The 19,608-nt window shown below is 65.6% G+C and carries 19 protein-coding genes; all 19 read left to right on the top strand.

The genetic code is table 11. From position 1 onward, the window contains the following. A complete protein-coding gene (gene hybE, locus P9236_RS15730; protein WP_278075541.1) occupies window positions 1-564 on the top strand; it encodes a [NiFe]-hydrogenase assembly chaperone HybE in 564 nt (187 codons plus the stop codon). Beyond that, window positions 561-1,766 carry a hypothetical protein gene (locus P9236_RS15725; RefSeq protein ID WP_278075540.1) on the top strand — a complete coding sequence of 402 codons (1,206 nt, stop codon included), beginning with the start codon at window positions 561-563 and terminating at the stop codon, window positions 1,764-1,766. The genes hybE and P9236_RS15725 overlap by 4 nt, the downstream gene beginning before the upstream one ends. Further along, window positions 1,766-2,107 carry a hydrogenase maturation nickel metallochaperone HypA gene (hypA, locus tag P9236_RS15720; RefSeq protein WP_278075539.1) on the top strand — a complete coding sequence of 114 codons (342 nt, stop codon included), beginning with the start codon at window positions 1,766-1,768 and terminating at the stop codon, window positions 2,105-2,107. Before P9236_RS15725 ends, hypA begins: the two co-directional genes overlap by 1 nt. Further along, window positions 2,107-3,015: a hydrogenase nickel incorporation protein HypB gene (hypB, locus tag P9236_RS15715; protein WP_278075538.1), complete on the top strand. Its 909-nt coding sequence runs from the start codon at window positions 2,107-2,109 to the stop codon at window positions 3,013-3,015. The genes hypA and hypB overlap by 1 nt, the downstream gene beginning before the upstream one ends. After that, window positions 3,015-3,260: a HypC/HybG/HupF family hydrogenase formation chaperone gene (locus P9236_RS15710; protein ID WP_278075537.1), complete on the top strand. Its 246-nt coding sequence runs from the start codon at window positions 3,015-3,017 to the stop codon at window positions 3,258-3,260. Before hypB ends, P9236_RS15710 begins: the two co-directional genes overlap by 1 nt. After that, on the top strand, window positions 3,257-4,408 hold the full coding sequence (hypD, locus tag P9236_RS15705) for a hydrogenase formation protein HypD (RefSeq protein WP_278075536.1): 1,152 nt from the start codon (window positions 3,257-3,259) through the stop codon (window positions 4,406-4,408). Before P9236_RS15710 ends, hypD begins: the two co-directional genes overlap by 4 nt. Continuing rightward, window positions 4,405-5,454, top strand: coding sequence for a hydrogenase expression/formation protein HypE (gene hypE, locus P9236_RS15700; protein WP_278075535.1), 1,050 nt, complete (start codon window positions 4,405-4,407; stop codon window positions 5,452-5,454). The genes hypD and hypE overlap by 4 nt, the downstream gene beginning before the upstream one ends. 1 nt (window position 5,455) lies before the next feature. Continuing rightward, on the top strand, window positions 5,456-7,177 hold the full coding sequence (locus P9236_RS15695; protein ID WP_278075534.1) for a hydrogenase maturation protein: 1,722 nt from the start codon (window positions 5,456-5,458) through the stop codon (window positions 7,175-7,177). After that, the gene (locus tag P9236_RS15690; RefSeq protein ID WP_278075533.1) at window positions 7,174-8,661 is read left to right on the top strand and encodes a sigma-54 dependent transcriptional regulator; all 1,488 of its coding nucleotides are present in this window, start codon (window positions 7,174-7,176) and stop codon (window positions 8,659-8,661) included. The genes P9236_RS15695 and P9236_RS15690 overlap by 4 nt, the downstream gene beginning before the upstream one ends. 39 nt (window positions 8,662-8,700) lie before the next feature. Then, a complete protein-coding gene (locus tag P9236_RS15685) occupies window positions 8,701-10,065 on the top strand; it encodes an ATP-binding protein (RefSeq protein WP_278075532.1) in 1,365 nt (454 codons plus the stop codon). Window positions 10,066-10,072: 7 nt separating this feature from the next. After that, a complete protein-coding gene (locus tag P9236_RS15680; protein WP_278075531.1) occupies window positions 10,073-11,083 on the top strand; it encodes a HupU protein in 1,011 nt (336 codons plus the stop codon). Further along, window positions 11,080-12,531 carry a nickel-dependent hydrogenase large subunit gene (locus P9236_RS15675; protein WP_278075530.1) on the top strand — a complete coding sequence of 484 codons (1,452 nt, stop codon included), beginning with the start codon at window positions 11,080-11,082 and terminating at the stop codon, window positions 12,529-12,531. The genes P9236_RS15680 and P9236_RS15675 overlap by 4 nt, the downstream gene beginning before the upstream one ends. Before the next feature lie 9 nt (window positions 12,532-12,540). Next, window positions 12,541-14,880 carry a carbamoyltransferase HypF gene (gene hypF / locus P9236_RS15670; RefSeq protein WP_278075529.1) on the top strand — a complete coding sequence of 780 codons (2,340 nt, stop codon included), beginning with the start codon at window positions 12,541-12,543 and terminating at the stop codon, window positions 14,878-14,880. A gap of 25 nt (window positions 14,881-14,905) precedes the next feature. After that, the gene (locus P9236_RS15665) at window positions 14,906-15,100 is read left to right on the top strand and encodes a hypothetical protein (protein ID WP_278075528.1); all 195 of its coding nucleotides are present in this window, start codon (window positions 14,906-14,908) and stop codon (window positions 15,098-15,100) included. Window positions 15,101-15,267: 167 nt separating this feature from the next. After that, window positions 15,268-15,480 carry a hypothetical protein gene (locus tag P9236_RS15660; protein WP_278075527.1) on the top strand — a complete coding sequence of 71 codons (213 nt, stop codon included), beginning with the start codon at window positions 15,268-15,270 and terminating at the stop codon, window positions 15,478-15,480. A gap of 555 nt (window positions 15,481-16,035) precedes the next feature. After that, a complete protein-coding gene (locus tag P9236_RS15655) occupies window positions 16,036-17,175 on the top strand; it encodes a transporter substrate-binding domain-containing protein (RefSeq protein ID WP_278075526.1) in 1,140 nt (379 codons plus the stop codon). Continuing rightward, complete coding sequence (locus P9236_RS15650; protein ID WP_278075525.1) at window positions 17,172-17,756, top strand: ANTAR domain-containing protein; 585 nt, start codon at window positions 17,172-17,174, stop codon at window positions 17,754-17,756. Before P9236_RS15655 ends, P9236_RS15650 begins: the two co-directional genes overlap by 4 nt. An 8-nt stretch (window positions 17,757-17,764) precedes the next feature. After that, window positions 17,765-18,613 (top strand): ABC transporter permease, encoded by an 849-nt coding sequence (locus tag P9236_RS15645; RefSeq protein ID WP_278075524.1) that lies wholly within the window; start codon window positions 17,765-17,767, stop codon window positions 18,611-18,613. A gap of 2 nt (window positions 18,614-18,615) precedes the next feature. Continuing rightward, a complete protein-coding gene (locus P9236_RS15640) occupies window positions 18,616-19,536 on the top strand; it encodes an ABC transporter permease (protein WP_278075523.1) in 921 nt (306 codons plus the stop codon). The last annotated feature ends 72 nt before the right edge of the window (window positions 19,537-19,608 follow it).

The raw sequence follows: 19,608 nt of genomic DNA, 5'->3' as shown, positions 1-19,608 counted from the left end.
GTGGATCAATCGCTTGCCGTCGCCCGCTGCCTAGAGTCCGCCTTTCAACGGATAGAGCGGACATCCATGGAGGGCATCCCGATCCTCAATCCCACGCTGTCCGTCCGGGCGCTGGGCGTGCGGATGTGGCAGGGCGAGTGGCTTGCGGTCCTGATCACACCCTGGTTCATGAATCTCGTCCTGTTGCCTGCCGCGGGCGTCGAGGCGCGTTCTCGCCTGCGGCCAGGCACGAAGGAGCAGGTCGCATTTCCGGCAGGCAGGTTCGAATTCATTCATGCCTATGAGGAAGAGCTTGGTGCCTACCTCACGTGCTCGCTCTTCTCGCCGGTCCTCGAATTCGCCGATCAGGAGAGCGCCGAAGAGACGGCCCGGCAGGTGCTCGCGGAGCTTTTCAAGGACGAAACGGACGGCGATGAAGACGGCGACATGGTCCGCCTCTGGGAGGGCCGCTTGCCGGACCCCGATGCCGCACCGGATGAAGGCGCCGCCCCGGCTGCGGCAAAGCCTCCGCCGCTGACCCGCCGCGCCTTGTTCGGACTTCAGGACGAGGAGGCACGGCGATGAGCCTCGACGGGCGGGTCTTGATCGACCTTTTTTGTGACGGCGGCGCGGTTTTTCAGGCGCGCGTCCAGCCGGCGCGCGCCGTCGTTCTCGGCCCGATCGTAACGGACAGATCAGCCGCGGAGGCCATCGCGGCGGTTGCATCGCTGTTCAGCGTCTGCGGCATGGCGCAAGCGGCGGCCGGCGTCGAAGCCGTCGAAGCGGCGCTGGGCATTGACACGGATCTGCCGACGGAAACGGCGCGACGGCTGCTCGTGCTTGCCGAAACGCTGCGCGAGCATCTGGTCAGGATCGGCCTCGACGTTCAGCGCCTCACGGATGCCGCGCCGGAGGCTGCGCTTCTGCGCCGCGCCATGACGCTGCCTGTGCGGCTGAGAAAAGCGCTGTTTCCCGATGGCGACCCCTTCGAACCCGGTGCGCGGGCCGGAGTGCCGGGTTCCGACGCCGACCGCATCGCTGCGGAGGCCGCCGAATTGACGTGCGCCATGGTCCATGTGGAAGCAGGGCGCCTTTGCGAGATGAACGCGGCCGCTTTCGCCGCCTGGGCCTCGGATAGGGGTACCGCCGCCGCGCGGCTTGCCTACCCGATCTTGGCAAGGGGCTGGGCCATGATAGGCTGCCCGAAGGCAAAAGGGGAAGGCGTAAAATTGCAGGCGCTCGCGGATACGACTTGCCTCGCCCGGCAGGCCGGCGAGCCGCTAGTGAGAGCCTTCCTCTCGGCGGAGGGCGAGGGCGGACTTGGTGCGCGCCTGGTGGCGCGATTCGTCGAGGCGGCAAAGCTTCCCGGCGAGATTTCCGCCGGCCTTGCGGTGCTGCGGGGGAGCGGAACCCATTCCTGTGGTTTGCGGGGAGAAGGTGCCCCGAAGGACCGGATGGGCGGGAGCGAAAATACGGAAGCCTGGCACAGTTCCTCGCCCGCCAGCCGACGTCTCCTCCCTGCACACGGTGAGCCGAACGCTTTCTCCGGCATCGGCTATGCCGAGGCCGCACGGGGCAGGCTCGAGCACCGTGTCGTGCTTTGCGAAGGACGTGTGGTCGGCTACGCGGTCGATGCTCCGACAAGCAGCCATTTCGGCGAAAACGGCATCGCGGAACGCTCACTCGCGGCGCTCGCCGCGCCGAGCCGCGCGGAACTCGCGCTGCAGGCCGACCTTCTGGTGCGCGCCATCGACCCCTGCGTCGGCTATCAGGTGAGGTTCCACTGATGCACGAGATGGCGATCTGCGAAAGCATCCGCGCCATCCTCGAGGAAGAGGCCGCAAGGCAGGGCTTTGCCAGGGTCGATCGCGTCTGCCTGGAGATCGGACGGCTCGCCGGCGTCGAGGTCGAGGCGTTGAAATTCGGCTTCGACGTGGTCATGCGCGGGTCGCTTGCCGAGAGCGCGAGGCTCGACATCCTGAAGACGGAGGCGCGCGCATGGTGCGTGCCCTGCGGCCGCAGCGTCGCAATCGCCCAGCGCTACGACCCGTGTCCGGTTTGCGGCAGCCATCAGTTGCAGGTGACCGGAGGCGAGGAGATGAGGATCAAGGAACTGGAGGTGAGCTGATGTGCAGCGTATGCGGATGCGGCGAAGGCGAGATGCGGATCGAAGGCAAGGCCGGCCATCACCATCACCACGACGACGGCCATCACGGCCGCGGGCATGACCACGGTCATGCCGGTCATGATCACGGCCATCATCACGACGATCATTTGCACGATTATGGTTCTGGCTCCGCCGGCGCCCATGCGCCCGGCATGAGCCAGGCGCGGCTGGTCCGGCTCGAAAAGGACATTCTGTCCAAGAACAGCCAATATGCCGCCGAAAACCGCAAGCTTTTCGCTGCGCGCGGCGTGCTCGCGCTCAACCTCGTGTCGAGCCCCGGCTCGGGCAAAACGACGCTGCTGTGCCGCACCATCGAAGCGCTGAAGGGCAAGCTTCCGGCCGCCGTCATCGAGGGTGATCAGCAGACCTCGAACGATGCCGAGCGCATCCGCGCCTCGGGCGCTCCGGCGATCCAGATCAACACCGGCAAGGGCTGCCATCTCGACGCGCACATGGTCGGCCATGCCGTCGAGCATCTCGATCTCGCCGAAGGCTCGCTGCTCTTCATCGAGAATGTCGGCAACCTCGTCTGCCCGGCCGGCTTCGATCTCGGCGAGGCGCATAAGGTGGTGATCCTCTCGGTCACCGAAGGCGAGGACAAGCCGCTCAAATATCCCGACATGTTCCACGCGGCAGACCTGATGATTCTCAACAAGACGGATCTTCTGCCGCATCTCGACTTCGATCTCGAAGCCTGCATCGCCAATGCGCGCAAGGTTAATCCGAGGATCAAGGTCCTGCAGCTCTCGGCGCGGACCGGTGAAGGAATGCCCGACTGGACGGCATGGATCGTCGCCGCCCGCGCGATGGCGCTCGCCGGCCATCCGCTCGCCGGCGAACTTCGGACCGAACTGAAGGGAGCTGCCTGATGTGCCTCGCCATGCCCGCCCGCGTGGTGGAACTCCTGGACAACGACATGGCGGTCGTCGCCTTCGACACGGTGAGGAAGCGCATCTCGCTCGCGCTGGTCGAGGATGTGGCGATCGGCGATTTCGTGCTCGTCCATGTCGGCTACGCGCTGCACAAAGTAAGCATCGAGGAGGCGGAGCGCACGTTGAGGATGATGGCGGAAGCCGGTGTGCTGGAGGAGGAGCTGGAGGAGATTTCGGCATGAAATTTGTCGACGAATATCGCGATCAGGAACTCGCGCGCACCGTTGCGGCCGCGATCGCGGCCGAGGCCGACCCGGAAAGGAACTACCATTTCATGGAGTTCTGCGGCGGCCACACGCATGCGATCTTCCGCTACGGCGTGCAGGACCTGATGCCCGAAAACGTGCATTTCGTGCACGGCCCCGGCTGTCCGGTCTGCGTGCTGCCGGTCTCCCGGCTCGACGATGCGGTCGAGCTTGCCGAACGGCACGGCGTGATCCTCTGCACCTATGGCGACATGATGCGCGTGCCGGGCACCAAGCAGCGGAGCCTTATCCGGGCGAAGGCCGACGGGGCCGACGTGCGCATGGTCTATTCGACCCTCGACGCGCTCAAGATCGCACGCGAGAATCCGGGCCGGCAGGTCGTCTTCTTCGCCATCGGCTTCGAGACCACCACGCCGCCGACCGCGGTTGCGCTCAAGGCGGCCGAGGCCGAAGGGCTCAGGAATTTCAGCGTCTTCTGCAACCATGTGCTGACCCCGTCGGCGATCAGCCACATCCTGGAGTCGCCCGAGGTACGCGACCTCGGCATCGTCAAGATCGACGGCTTTCTCGGACCCTCGCACGTCTCTTCCGTGATCGGTTCGCAGCCCTACGAATTCTTCGCGGAAGAGTTCCAGAAGCCGGTCGTTATCGCCGGCTTCGAGCCGCTCGACGTGATGCAGTCGGTGCTGATGCTGATCCGCCAGGTCAACGAGGGCCGGCACGAGGTCGAGAACGAATACACCCGCGTCGTAACCGAAGAAGGCAACGTCAAGGCGCAGGCGCTGGTGAGCGAGGTCTTCGAGTTGCGCAAGAGCTTCGCCTGGCGCGGATTGGGCACGGTGCCCTACAGCGCGCTCCGCATCCGCGACGCCTATGCCGATTTCGACGCCGAGAAGCGGTTCGAGCTGTCGGTCAAGGCTTCGCGCGAGGCGAAGTCCTGCGAATGCCCGTCGATCCTGCGCGGCGTCAAGAAACCGACCGACTGCAAGCTGTTCGGCACGACCTGCACGCCGCAGAGCCCGATCGGCTCCTGCATGGTCTCATCGGAAGGCGCCTGCGCGGCTTACTGGACTTACGGCCGCTTCCGCGACCAGCAGCCCGCCAAGCTGGAGGCAGCCGAATGACTGCGGCCGATCCCAAACTCGCCGCAGACCTATCGCGCGTCCGCGGTTCGGTCGACATGACCCACGGCGCGGGCGGGCGCGCCATGGCCGAGCTCATCCGCGACGTGTTCCACAAGCATCTCGCCAACGACTATCTGGCGCAAGGCAATGACGGCGCGCTTCTGGGCAGCGTCTCCGGCCGGCTGGTGATGGCGGCCGACAGCCATGTCATTTCGCCGCTGTTCTTCCCGGGCGGCGACATCGGCGCGCTTTCCGTGCACGGCACCGTCAACGACGTCGCCATGATGGGCGCCAGGCCGCTCTGGCTCTCCGCTTCCTTCATCATGGAGGAAGGGTTTCCCCTCGCGGAACTGGAGAAGATCGTCGTCTCCATGGCACTTGCCGCGCGCCAGGCGGGCGTGCCGGTGGTCACCGGCGACACCAAGGTTGTGGAAAAGGGAAAGGGCGACGGCGTGTTCATCTCGACGACCGGTGTCGGCGTTCTTTCCGAAGCCACCGATATCAGCGGAAGCAACGCGCGGCCGGGCGACGCGATCATCGTCTCGGGCACGATGGGCGATCACGGCATCGCGATACTTTCCAGACGCGAGCATCTCGATTTCGAGACCGAGATTCTATCCGACACGCAGCCCCTCAACGATCTGGTTGCCGCGATGCTTGCGGCCGTGCCCGGCATCCGCGTGCTGCGCGATCCGACCCGGGGCGGGCTGTCGGCCACGCTCAACGAGATCGCGCACCAGTCGAAGGTCGGCATGGTGATCGGGGAAACGGCCGTGCCGGTGAAGCCGGAAGTCGCGGCGGCCTGCGAACTGCTCGGCCTCGATCCGCTCAACGTTGCCAACGAAGGCAAGCTGATTGCGATTTGCGGGGCGGACGACGCCGCAACCCTGCTTGCCGCCATGCGCAGCCATCCGAAAGGGCTCGACGCGGCGATCATTGGCGAGGTCGTCGCGGACGAGCACGCGCTGGTCACTATGCGCACCCGGCTCGGCGGCATGCGCGTCGTCGATTGGATAGCCGGCGAACAGCTTCCCAGGATATGCTGAGATGCGAATCTTGCTCCTCGTCACCGCCTTCAATGCGCTGAGCCAGAGGCTCTTCGTCGAACTTGGCGAGCAAGGCCACGAGGTGTCGGTCGAGATCGACGTCAACGATTCCCGCACGATCGAGGCGGTCGAGCTTTTCGAACCCGACCTCGTCGTTGCGCCCTACCTGAAGCGTGCAATCCCCGCTCGGGTTCACGAGAACCGCACCTGCATGATCGTGCACCCCGGTATCGTCGGCGACCGCGGGCCATCGGCGCTCGACTGGGCAATGACGAATGGCGAGACGGAATGGGGCGTGACGGTTCTCGAGGCGGTGCGGGAGATGGATGCCGGGCCGGTCTGGGCGAGCGCGGCCTTTCCGATGCGACGGGCAACGAAATCGAGCCTTTACCGTAACGAGGCGACGGCAGCGGCGGTCACGGCGGTGCTGGAAGCCGTGGAGCGTTTGCGGACGGGTGGAAAGCCCGTGCCTGCGGAGGAGCTTGGCGTCCCGCATCGCGGGCGCTGGCAGGACGCGATCAGGCAGGCTGACCGGCAGATCGACTGGATGCGCGACACGACGGCAACCGTCATCGGCAAGATCGCGGCGGCCGACGGGATACCGGGCGTCCGGGACGAGCTCTTCGGGGAGCCGGCTTTCCTTTTCGACGCCAGACAGGCGTTCGGGCTGCCTGTCGCGGAGCCGGGTGCCGTGATCGCCAGAAGCGGTCCCGCGATCGCCCGCGCCACGACGGACGGCGCGGTATGGATCGGCCATGTGCGCCGTCCAGGTTCCGCCAATCCGTTCAAGCTGCCGGCGACCCTGGCGTTCGCCCCCGAGGCCGTGCCATTGCCGGAACGGCCCCTGAATTCCAGCGGCGGCTATCAGGACATCGCCTATGAGGAGCACAGTGCGGTCGGATTCCTACATTTCCCCTTCCACAACGGCGCGATGGGCACCGATGCTTGCGAGCGACTGCTCGATGCCTACCGCAAGGCGGCCGAACGGCCGACGAAGGTGATCGTGCTCTGCGGCGGGCCCGAGTTCTGGTCGAACGGTCTCGATCTCAATCGCATCGAGGCGGCGACGAGCCCGGCGGACGAGTCCTACGCCAACATCTGCGCCATCGACGACCTGTCCGAGGCGATCATCAGGACGACGAGCCACGTGACCGTTTCTGCGCTCGGCGGCAATGCCGGTGCCGGGGGCGTTTTCCTGGCGCGCGGCGCGGATCATGTCTGGTTGCGCTCGGGCGTGATCCTCAACCCGCACTACAAGGACATGGGCAATCTCTACGGCTCGGAATTCTGGACCTATCTCCTGCCGCGCCATTGCGGTGCCGACAATGCCCGCAGGATCGCCGCCGCCCGGTTGCCAATGGGCGCGCGCGAAGCGCTGAGTCTCGGACTCGCCGACCGTATTCTGCCTGGCTCGCGCGACAGGTTCACGGCCGAGGTCAAGGCACTCGCCGCCGGGCTGGCGGACAGGCTCGACTTCCCGCGGTTGCTTGCCGAAAAGCAGGCACGCCGGGCCGTCGACGAGGCGGCAAAGCCGCTCTCGGCATATCGCGAGGAGGAGTTGGCCAGGATGCGCCGAAACTTCTACGGGTTCGATCCGAGCTATCACGTTGCCCGGCACAATTTCGTGAACAAGGTGCCGAAATCCCGCACGCCGGTCACCATCGCCCGCCACCGCGACCTCGCCTGGGCTTCCAGCGCGCCGGGCAGGAGGAGGGTGTCGTGACCGAGCTTCCCCCCATTCTGATCGTCGACGACGAGGTGCGTTCGCTGGAGTCGCTGCGCCGCATTCTGGGCGAGGATTTCGACGTCCATGTCGCAAGCGACATCAAGACGGCGACGTCGATCCTGGAGAGCGAGTGGATCCAGTTGATCCTTTGTGATCAGCGTATGCCCGGCACATCCGGCATCGAATTCCTCAAGCAGGTGCGCACCCGCTGGCCCGACGTGGTGCGTATGATCATCTCCGGCTATACCGACGCCCATGACATCATCGACGGCATCAACGAGGCCGGCATCTATCAGTACATCACCAAGCCCTGGCATCCTGAAAACCTGATCCTGACGCTGAAGAACGCGGTCAAACTCTATGTCTTGCAGCGCGAGAACGAGCTTCTGGCCGTCGAGATGCGAATGGCGCCGTCATCCGCCTCCAAGGTCGTTTCGGACCGCCGCAGCGCGCTCCGGCGGGACTACAATTTCGACGACGGCATCATCCGCTCCCCGTCGAGCCCTATAAACACGGTCTGCGATGCGCTGAAACAGGTCGCGCCCTTCGATATTCCGGTCGTTCTGATAGGCGCTTCCGGCACCGGAAAGGAACTCGCCGCCCGCGCCCTGCACTACGGCTCGCTGCGTTGGAACAAGCCCTTCGTCGTCGAAAACTGCGGCGCTCTGCCCGACCAGCTCCTGGAAAGCGAGCTGTTCGGCCACAAGCGCGGTGCCTTCACCGGTGCCGTCGAGGACCATATCGGCCTGTTCGAGCGCGCCAGCGGCGGCACCGTCTTTCTCGATGAGATCGGCGAGGTTTCGCCGGCCTTTCAGGTCAAATTGCTGCGTGTCCTGCAGGAAGGCGAAATCCGCCCGGTCGGCAGCGGCAAGACGCGCAAAGTGGATGTTCGGGTCGTGGCGGCGACCAACCGCGACCTCGAGGACGAGGTGCGCCACGGGCGTTTCCGTGCCGACTTGTTCTACAGGCTGGCAGGCACCGTCATCAGGTTGCCGGCCCTGCGCGATCGGCCGATGGATATCGAAATCCTGTCGGCGGCGATCCTGGAGGGCGCGCGACGCAAGCTCGGCAAGAACGTGCCGGGCATCTCGGCCGAGGCCATCGCCTGTTTCGAGAATTACTCCTGGCCTGGAAACGTGCGCGAGCTGCAGAACGAAATCCAGCACATGCTGGTCATGGGTCGGGAAGGCCAGGAGCTTGGCGCCGAACTCGTGTCCCGTCACATCCTGACGGCCGTCCCGCAAGTCGAGGACGCGGACAGAGACGACATTGCGGGGCTCACCGGAACGTTGCGCGACCGTATCAACGAGATGGAGCTGCGCATCATCCGCGAGACACTTATCCGCCATCGCTGGAACAAGTCGAAAGCAGCGGAGGAGCTAGGATTGTCCCGGGTCGGATTGCGCGGCAAGCTGGAGCGACTGGGGCTGGAGAATGTGAAGCCCTTGCCGGCTCGGCGCGCGGCCGGCTCAGTCCGGTGAGGCGCGCCCATGGAGCTCATAAGGGTACCGAAACCGCAGATGGCAAAGCCCGCGTCAGGGAAATTCCACGAGTCCTTGCCGATGCAGGCGGAAGTGCCCGCGCTCGGCCTGGCGCCGGCCGGCGAGGAAGCCTGGATCGAGGTCATCCGCAAGATGGACGCGGTCTACAAGGATCTGGTCGAATCGCAGACGTTGCTGGAGCGTCAGCACGCCGCCCTCGAGGAGGCGCAGCAATTCATCGATTCGGTGCTGGGCTCGATGACCGACGTGCTTGTGGCCTGCGATGCGAGGGGGCGCATCCAGCAGGTCAACCCGGCGATGGTCCAGTTGTCGGGTGTCGCCGAGAAGAGCCTGATGGGCTCGGCGATTCTTGATCTGTTCGAGGATGAGGACGGTGCCGTTGCCGCCCGGCTCGCCGGTTGTTTCCGCGAGGCGCGCCCGATCTCCGACCTCGAAGTGCACATGCGCCAGCAGGGCGGCGGTGCGACGCCGCTGGCGCTGAACTGCTCGCCGCGGCTCGACCATCGGGGCAGGCTCGTCGGCATCGTCATCGTCGGAAGGCCGATCGGCGAACTTCGCCGCGCTTACCACCAGCTCGATCTAGCGCACCAGAGACTGACCAGGACGCAGCAGCAGCTCGTCGTCTCAGAGAAGATGGCGGCGCTCGGTCGCGTCGTTGCCGGGGTCGCCCATGAGCTCAACAATCCGATCAGCTTCGTCTTCGGGAACATGCACGCGCTGAAGCGCTACGGGGCGGCGATCGCCGCCTACCTCGACGCTGCCCGTGGCAGCGCCGACCCGCAGGCGCTCGAGGAGCTGCGCCGAAAGCTGAAGATCGATTCGATCGCAGCCGACATGAAGCCGCTGATCGACGGCACGCTCGAAGGCGCGGAGCGTGTGCGCGCGATCGTTCAGGATTTGCGTCGTTTTTCCAGCAGCCAGCGCGAGGGGCTGGAGGTCTTCGATGTCACCCGCACCATCCGCACTGCCGTCGACTGGGTCGTCAGGGCAGAGCGCGTCAAACCCGCCGTCGTCTTCGACATGCCGGGTGAGCTCGATGCCTGCGCGCGCAAGGGGCATCTGCATCAGGTCATCGTCAATCTCGTCCACAACGCCGCGGACGTCCTTCAGAACCGCCCCCACCCCCGGATCGAGATCTCCTGCCGCCGGGAAGGGGAGGATGTCGTCATCAAAGTTCGCGACAACGGGACCGGCATTCCGCAAACGCATATGGACCAGATATTCGAACCGTTCTTCACCACAAAACCGATCGGCCAGGGAACGGGGCTGGGGCTCTATGTGAGCTACGGCCTCATGAAGGAGCAGGGCGGAGATCTGACAGCGGCAAATCATCCCGAAGGCGGCGCCGTGTTCACCGTCCGCCTTCCGGCGAATCCGGGCTGAGGGAACGATGACGAAGCGGCCGCTCAATCTTCTCTGGCTGCAGTCCGGCGGCTGCGGCGGCTGCACGCTGTCTTTGATCGGCGCGGAAGGGCCGGACCTGATCACGAGCCTCGCCACGGCCGGCATCGAAGTGCTGTGGCATCCCTCGCTCAGTGCCGAAACCGGGCGCGGCGTCATCGCGATCATGGAGCGCGTGACATCGGGAGAGGTTCCACTGGACATCCTCTGCCTCGAAGGCGCCGTCATGCGCGGACCTAACGGCACCGGCCGCTTCCACATGATGGCGGGGACCGGCCGGCCGGTGATGGACTGGATCGGCGAGCTCGCGGCGGTCGCCAGCCACGTGGTCGCGGTCGGTTCGTGCGCGGCCTTCGGCGGCATCACGGCCGCCGGCGCTAACCACGTCGATGCCTGCGGCCTCGCCTACGAGGGCACGGAACCCGGCGGGCTGCTCGGCCACGGTTTCCTGTCGAAATCCGGCCTGCCGGTCATCAATGTCGCGGGCTGTCCCATTCATCCCGACTGGCTGACGGAAACACTCCATCAGATCGCCGCAGGCCGGTTCGATCGCGGCCAGATCGACGAATGGGAGCGTCCCGTCAGCTACACCAACCATCTCGTTCATCACGGCTGCTCCCGCAACGAATTCTACGAGTTCAAGGCGAGCGCCGAGCGCCTGTGCGATCTCGGCTGCATGATGGAGAATCTCGGCTGCAAGGGCACTCAGGCGCGCGCCGATTGCAACATACGGCCGTGGAACGGTTCCGGCTCGTGCATCGACGGCGGCTATCCCTGCATCAACTGCACCTCGCCCGGTTTCGAGGAGCCCGGCCATTCCTTCACCGCGACGCCGAAGGTTTCAGGCATCCCGGTCGGGCTTCCGACGGATATGCCCAAGGCATGGTTCGTCGCGCTGGCGGCGCTGTCCAAGGCGGCGACCCCCGTCCGTCTCAAGACCAATGCCACCGCCGACCACGTCGCCGTGCCGCCGCACGACAAGCAGAAGAGGCGACCATGAGCCGGCTCGTCGTCGGACCGTTCAATCGCGTCGAGGGCGATCTCGAGGTCAAGCTCGATCTGAGCGGCGGAGTCGTCCGCTCGGCCGAGGTCGTTTCACCGCTCTATCGCGGCTTCGAGCAGATCCTGCGCGGCAAGCCGCCTGAAGACGCGCTCGTCTATGCGCCGCGCATCTGCGGCATCTGTTCGGTCTCGCAGTCAATCGCCGCCGCACGCGCGCTCGCCGAAGTGCAGGGCCTGAGCATCGCGGAGAACGGGAAGGTCGCCATCGATCTTATCCACGCGGCCGAGAATGTCGCCGATCACCTGACGCATTTCTATCTGTTTTTCATGCCGGATTTCGCCCGCGAGGCCTATGCGGGCGAGCCATGGCACCAGGCTGCCGCCGCGCGCTTCCGCGCGCTATCGGGAACCGCGGCCGAGGAGGTCCTGCCGGCGCGCGCGCAGTGGATGCACGTGATGGGCCTGTTGGCCGGCCATTGGCCACATACGCTCGGCATTCGGCCCGGCGGCTCCACCCGTGCCGTGACCGCCAACGAACAGGCGCGCCTGGCCGGTATCGTCGGCGCCTTCCGCCGGTTCCTCGAACGGACGCTTTTTTCCGACGCGCTGGAGCGGGTGGCGGCGCTGACCACCATCGACGAGCTCGCGGCCTGGCGCGAGGAAAAACCCGCGACCACCGGCGACTTCCGCCATTTCCTGACCATTTCGGAGGCTCTCGGCCTCGACAGGCTCGGCCGTGCCGGCAGCCTGTTCATGAGCTACGGCGCCTATCATGCCGCAGGCGGGCATTTGTTTCGCCGCGGCCTCTGGAGAGCAGGCCGCCAGGTGCCGCTCGACCTCTCGCTCATTGCCGAGGATACCGAGAATGCCTGGTACGCGCCGGCTGAACGCCCGCTGCCGCCGGCTTTGGGAGAGACCGTGCCGGGCGACGGCACGGGTAAGGGCTATAGTTGGTGCAAAGCGCCGCGCCTTGCCGACGAGGCTGTCGAAGTGGGGGCAATCGCCCGTCAGCTCGTGAACGGCCATCCGCTGATCAGCGACCTGGTCGGATCGGGCAGCGGCAATGTGCATGCCCGCGTCGTCGCCCGCGTGCTGGAGATCGCGCTCGTGGTGATCGCGATGGAGCGCTGGATACGTGATCTCAGACCCGGCGAAAGCTTCTGCGATCACGGCGCCACCGCGGCCGACAGCCAGGGCACGGGCCTGACGGAGGCCGCTCGCGGCGCGCTCGGCCATTGGCTGACGGTGCGCAATGGCCGGATCGCCAACTACCAGATCATTGCTCCGACGACCTGGAATTTTTCGCCGCGCGACCGTGACGGCAATCCGGGTCCGCTGGAGCTCGCGCTCGAAGGCGCGCCCGTGCGTCAAGGCGAGACCGAACCGGTCGCAGTCCAGCACATCGTGCGCTCGTTCGATCCGTGCATGGTCTGCACGGTGCATTGAGGCCGGGCGATGAGCGTGCCGCTCGCTGCTTTGCCAGCCGTCCGGGGTCGCCTGATCCGGGTCTCCGGCGTCGTGCAGGGGGTCGGCTTCCGGCCGACGGTCTGGCGCATAGCCACCGCCCTCGGACTCACCGGTCACGTGCGCAATGATGCGGCGGGTGTCGAGATTGCGTTGTGGTGCAGCGACGCGGAACTGGCCGCCTTCAGGCAAAGGCTGACCGCCGAATGCCCGCCATTGGCGCGCATCGACGCGATCCAGGCAGTCGATCTCGAAGGCGTGCCCCCGGCAGACGGCTTTGCCATCGCCGCGAGCGCGGGCGGGCAGGTGAGGACAAGCGCTGTCCCGGATGCCGCATGCTGTCCGCAATGCCTTGCCGAAATCCTCGATCCAGGCGACCGCCGCTACTTCTATCCGTTCGCCAACTGCACGCATTGCGGTCCGCGTCTCTCGATCATCGAGGCGATTCCATACGATCGCGCCTCGACCTCGATGAAAAGCTTCACCATGTGCGAGGAATGCCGGGCCGAGTACGAGAACCCGGCGGACCGGCGTTTCCATGCCCAGCCGATCGCCTGCCCCGCCTGCGGCCCGCGCATCTGGCTTGAAGACCAGACCGGTGTTGCAGCCGAAGGAGCATCGCAGGCCGTTATCCGGAGGGCGGCCGCCTTGATCGCGTCGGGGCACATCCTGGCCGTCAAAGGTGTCGGCGGCTTCCACCTCGCCTGTGACGCCACCGATGACGATGCCGTTGCACGGCTGCGCGGCCGCAAGCGGCGCGAGGCGAAGCCTTTCGCGCTGATGGCGCGCGACCTGCGGCAGATCGGGGAATTCGCCCGCATTTCCGCCGCGGAGCGCGAAGCGCTCGCCTCGCGCGCCGCGCCGATCGTGCTGCTGCGCAGCCGCGGGGACCGCGGCATCGCGGCAGGGGTTACCCTCGGCAATGACCGGCTTGGCTTCATGCTGCCCTATACCCCGCTCCACCACCTCCTGATGCGGGCGCTCGACAGGCCGATCGTCCTGACCTCGGCCAATCGTTCGGGCGAGCCGCAATGCACGGAAAACGACGAGGCGAAAAGCGAACTCGGCGGCATTGCCGATCATTGGCTGATGCACGACCGCGCTATCGTCAATCGACTGGATGACAGCGTCGTGCGGTGCGACAGGCATGGCGTTTCGGTACTGCGGCGTGCCCGCGGGCTGGCGCCGGAGGAAGTTGCCGTGCCGGACGGCTTCGATGGTTCGCGCCGGGTGCTTGCCGCCGGCGGCGACCTCAAGGCTGCCTTCTGCCTGGCGGGCAACGGCAAGGCGCTGCTTTCCCAGCATCTCGGCGACCTCGAGGAACCGAAGAGCGAGCAGGCCTGGCGAGATGCCGCTGCCCTCTACCGGAGTATCTTCGACGCTAGGCCGGACATCGTCGTCACCGACTTGCATCCGGGCTATCGCTCGACCCGCATCGGTCTCGAACTCGCGCGTGAGACCGGCGCTACGCTGGTCCAGATCCAGCACCATCACGCTCATCTCGCCTCTTGCATCGCTCAGCACGGCCGCGCGCTTGACGCGCCTTCGGTTCTGGGCGTGATCCTCGACGGTACGGGTTACGGTGAAGACGATACGATATGGGGCAGCGAGTTCCTGCTGGGAGACTACCGCCGTTACACGCGCCTCGCCCATTTCGACGCGGTCGCGATGCCCGGCGGCGACCGGGCGAGCCGGGAGCCCTGGCGCAACGCCTACGCGCATCTTCGCGCCGCCTTCGGCCCTGATTTTCTTGCCGGTCCGGCGGGTGGCTTGCCGTTTGCGCGGGCGCTCGCCGAAAGGCAGCCGAATGTTGTCGCGAAAATGATTGAAAGAGGCGTGAACACCCCGCTCGCGTCCTCCGCGGGACGGCTGTTCGACGCCTGTGCGGCGATCCTGGGAACCTGTTTCGAGCTGCAGTCCTATGAAGGGCAAGCAGGCATGGAGTTGGAGGCGCTGGCAAACCCGTTCATCGAGGCGGCCGAGGCTTGGGCGCTGCCTTCCGACAATGGATCGATCATTCGCTGGCGAGGTCTCTGGGAGGCGTTGCTGCGCGACATGGCCGCGGAGGTCGAGACTGGCCTGATCGCCGCGCGTTTTCATCGGACCTTGATCGCGGTCGTGTCCAGGACCACGCGCCGATTGGCCCGCGAGAACGAAGTCGACACGATTGCGCTTTCCGGTGGCGTCTTCCAGAACCGGATCATGCTTGAAGGCGTGTTCTCGGAACTCTCCGCCGCTGGGTTCGAGGTGCTTGCCCATGCGAATGTCCCGGCCAATGACGGGGGGCTGGCGCTCGGCCAAGCGATGATAGGCATGGCCGCCCTCGGCTAAGAAGTAGTGCTGTTGACGTTCCGCCTTGCGGCTGCGGATCATCCATGTCGATCAGGATCTGCGTAAGGAGTTCGCGACCGAACTTCGCGACGTCCAGAGCAAGCTATCCGTGTTCGTCGAGCGCAAGGTGTCGGCTGAAGATCAGCTCGATCTACGACGTGGCGCAGTCGCGCGGCGAGGCAAGCGTTGGCGCGCGTCCGACCTCGATTGGCAACCCTGAGCGCCGGTCGGCTTGGCAAACCGTGGACAGTCCGTCGAGCCGGTGCCGGAATGAAAACAGACCGGAGGAGCAACCCGGATGCGTGTTTGGCGTTGAGTGGCAGTTGCTGAATTCGCGCACGCAGCAAGCGGTGGCTGCGCCGCGAATGCTCTCCGGGAGCATAGTTCATGTCTCCACTGGTGCTTTTTGTGATCAAGAACCTCGCTATCGGGGCGATCATCGGGTTGACGGTAGCGTGCTGGCTGGTGGCGTTCGGTACCGTCGGCAGTCATATACCGTCAGGCAATGCCGCTTATCTGGCTGTTGGGATGATCGTCTATTCGATGGCCTCTTGCTTCGCGATGGGATTTCTGGCCACAGCCTTGATGTTTCTGGAATAGGCCATTCGCTCAGCCGAGGAGTTGAGAGGCAGGAAAGCGGCTGTTGGCCCGGGGACGATGGTGCCTTCCCAGGACGATGAGCCTGCGGCGCCCGGGGCGCAGCGATACTGATGGATGCATGTTCGCCCATCCGATCCTCGTCAAGCGCACCAGCCCTGCCGCCCATGGAAGCGGGCTATCGCTCCTACCAACAAAAATACCAGCACCTCGCCCCGTTGGACGATGTTTGCCGGATCGCGATGAAATTCGCCCCGCGTGCGGCCGTCATGGCAAAAAAATAAGCAAATTCAGGCATTTGTGGGTGGAAGCGTGGAAGCTTCGGCGGAAGAGAATGTCGGGAAAAGGTGGAATGGTGCCAGGCTAAGCTCCAGCCCAGTGCAGCCCATTCAAACGCCTGACCGTTGACAAGCGTGCGCTCGCTCGTGTTCTATTTCGCATGCGCACATTTTCCGCGTAGCAAATCGCGTCCGGCAAGGCCGGACAAGGGCAGCATGGCCTCGCCGCGTCTCATGGGAACATGGGGTGCGTGTGGGGCCTTTCCTTTTTGAGGGCCGGGTGAAGACGTTCAGGGTAGGCATCCTCTATTCGACCACCGGTCCCTACGGGGCGATCGGCCGCGACTGCCGCGCCGGCGCCGAATTCGCCATCGAGGAACTTGAGAAAGCCGGCGGCCCTCTCCGTATCGAGCCGGTCTTCGGCGATCCCGCCGGCCAGCCGGAGCGTTATCTCGATCTGATCCGCAGCATGCTGCGCGACGATGGCTGCCGCAATGTGATCGGCACCATCACCTCCTTGTCGCGCAAGGACGTCATACCGCTGGTGGAGAAATATGACGGGCTGCTTTGGTATATTTGCCCCTACGAAGGCTTCGAGGCGAACGAGAACGTCATCTACACCGGTGCCTGTCCCAATCAGCATCTCATACCGCTGTTCGACTACATGCTGCCCCGCTACGGCAAGCGGATCTATCTCGCCGGCGCCAACTATGTCTGGGGCTGGGAGATGAACCGGCTGGCGCGCGAGCTTCTGCTGCGCGTCGGCGGCGAGGTGCTCGGTGAGCGCTATCTGCCGATCGAGGAGGCCGATGTCGGCCTGCTGATCGCCGATCTGGAGCGTCACCGGCCCGACTTCATCCTCAACAACATGATCGGCCCGTCGAGCTACGCCTTCCTTGCCGCCGTGCGCCGGTTGGCCGACCGCGATCCCGCCTTCGCGCCGGAACGCTGCCCGGTGTTAAGCTGCGATCTGACGGAATGCGAGTTGGGCGAGATCGAGCCGGGGGTGGCCGTCGGCCAGCTCTCGGCAGCTTCTTATTTCGAGAGCCTGTCGTCGCGCGAGAATCTTGCCTTCAAGCGAAGCGTCGCTTCCCGTTTCGGCGCCGGGCGGCGCGTCTCCAGTTTCTTTGCGGGCGCCTATGCCGCAGTGAAGCTCTGCGCGGAAGCGGTGACCGATGCCGAGCGCGACGACCCCGCCAGCATGCGCGGCTTCCTGCATGCCCGGCCGCGGCAGACCGTGCTCGGATCGCTGGCGATCGACCCGCGCACCAATCATGCGGCCCTGCCTTTCCATCTCGGCCGCATCAATGAGCAGTCCGGCTTCGATGTCATCGCCTCGCGTGGCGCGATCGTCGCCGACCCCTATCTTGTCGGCACGCTGGCCAGCCAGCACGCTCCGCATCTGAGGGCCGTGCAATGACGCGGACGCCGAATTTCGTCTCCTGGCGCGCCGCGATCCTGCATCGCGCTGACGACAACATCGACCGGCTGACGCGCCAGCTCGAGCGTCTCGGCGTCACCGCGCATGTGCAGTGGAAGCCGCTCGATCTCTCCGAAACGCCGGCCGAGATCGTGCTCGTCGACGCCGACCAGGGCTGGGACGACCTTCTGCCATGGAACGGCGACGCCGCGCCCGTTCCGGTGGTGGCGCTACTTGGTTCTGAAGCGCCGGGCCGCATCGGCTGGGCGCTCGGCAAGGGCGCCGGCGCGCTCATCGCCAAGCCGGTCGTCGCCTCCTCCGTCTACCCGGCGCTGGTGCTCGCCACGCACGCCCACCACGAGCGCACCACCGTGAGGGCGCGCATTGCCGGCTTGGAGGAGCGTCTGCGGCTGAGGCCAATTGTCTACGATGCGATGCGCAGCATCATGGCCGCGCAGGGCGGTGATGAGGCCGGTGCCTATCGCGTCCTGTGTCGCCTCGCCATGCGGCGCCGGCTCACCGTCGAGCACGTCGCCGCATCCATCGTCGCCGGGCATGAGCCCGTGCCGCGGGCGATGTAAGCTCCGGCATGCGGGTGCTGCGCGAACTTGTAAGACGGCCTTCCGCCTTGTTCGGGCTGATCGTGGTCGTAATCGTTTTGCTGGCGGCGATCTTCGCACCATGGGTCGCGCACTTCTCGCCGGACGAGCAGCTTGCCGATGGCCTGTCGCTGGAGGGCGCGCCGCTGCCGCCCGGCGGCGACCACTTGTTCGGCACCGACACGCTAGGTCGCGACCTCTTCGCCCGCGTGCTGTTCGGCGCCCGCACGTCGCTCATCATCGGTCTCGTCGCCAACGGCGTCGCCGTCGCGATCGGACTCCTCGTCGGGCTGCTCGCCGGCTATCTGCGCGGCGCCGCCGGCAATCTGTTGATGCGCTTCACGGATCTGATGATGGCTTTTCCGGCTCTGCTGCTGGCGATCGCGCTGGCCGCGCTCTTGAAGCCCAGCCTATGGATCGTCGCCATGGTGATCGCCCTGGTGAACTGGGTGCAGGTCGCCCGCATCGTTTACACCGAGACACGCAGCCTGGTGGAACGTGACTTCATCCTCGCCGAGCGTTCGCTGGGCGCCGGCAACGGCCGCATCATCCTTTTCCACATCCTTCCGCACCTGATGCCGACAGCGATCGTCTGGGGCACGCTCGGCATCGCCACCACGGTTCTGCTCGAGGCGACGTTGTCCTTCCTCGGGATCGGCGTGCAGCCGCCACAGCCCTCCTGGGGCAACATCATCTTTGAAAGCCAGAGCTATTTCCAGGATGCGCCCTGGCTGGTGTTCATCCCCGGCGCGATCATCCTCGCCACGGCGTTGTCCTTCAACCTGATCGGCGACGCACTGCGCGACATCCTCGACCCGACGCAGCGCGGGAGGCTGTGACGATGGCCTTCTTTCTCGCCCGCCGCCTCGTCCAGGCCATTCTGATCCTGCTTGGCGTCGCCGCCATTACCTTCCTGCTGCTTTATTGCCTGCCGGCGGACCCCGCCGTCCTGATCGCCGGTCGCTCCGCGACACCGCAGATGGTGGCCGCCATCCGGCATGAACTCGGCCTCGACCAGCCTTTGGTCATGCAATTCCTGCACTATGTCGGCGCCCTGCTGCACGGCGATCTCGGCCGATCCTACACCCAGAAAACGGAGGTGCTGCCGCTGATCCTGGCGCGCTTGCCGGCGACGCTAGTTCTCATGGCCGCCGGCATCGTCGTCGAGGTCGCGCTCGGTCTGACCTTCGGCATCATCGCGGCGGTCCGGCGCGGCGGGTTCGCCGACCGTGCAATCATGATGCTTTCCTTCGTCGGCGTCTCGTCGCCGCAATTCGTCGTTGCGCTGCTGCTTCTCTACGTTTTTGCCGCCACGCTCGGGTGGTTCCCGATGTCCGGCTTCGGCACGGCGCGGCATGTCGTGTTGCCGGCGCTCACGCTCGGCGTGCTCGGCGCCGGATGGTACGCGCGCATGGTGCGTTCCGCCATGATCGAGGTGCTGCGCCAGGATTATGTGCGCACGGCCCACGCCAAGGGCCTTAGCGGCCGCCGCGTTGTGCTGCGCCACGCGCTGCCCAACGCGCTTCTGCCGATCATCGCCATGGTCGGCATCGATATCGGCCAGTTCATGGGCGGCGTGGTGGTGGTCGAAGCAGTCTATGGCTGGCCCGGCATCGGCCAGCTCGCCTGGCAGGCTATCCAGCAAGTCGACGTGCCAATCATCATGGGCGTCACCCTGGTGTCGGCGCTGGCCATCGTGCTCGGCAACCTCTTCGCCGACTTCGTTGCCCCGTTCGTCGATCCCCGCATCCGCAGCCAATAACCAACAAAACCGACAGAGGAGTGAACTCATGAACAAATTCTTCAAACAGATGAGCCTGGCGGCTCTGCTCGC

The sequence above is a fragment of the Mesorhizobium sp. WSM4884 genome (assembly GCF_029625675.1).
GTDB lineage: Bacteria > Pseudomonadota > Alphaproteobacteria > Rhizobiales > Rhizobiaceae > Mesorhizobium.
The sequence above is the reverse complement of the archived record's forward strand: the minus strand, read 5'-3'. Positions and strand labels throughout refer to the sequence as shown.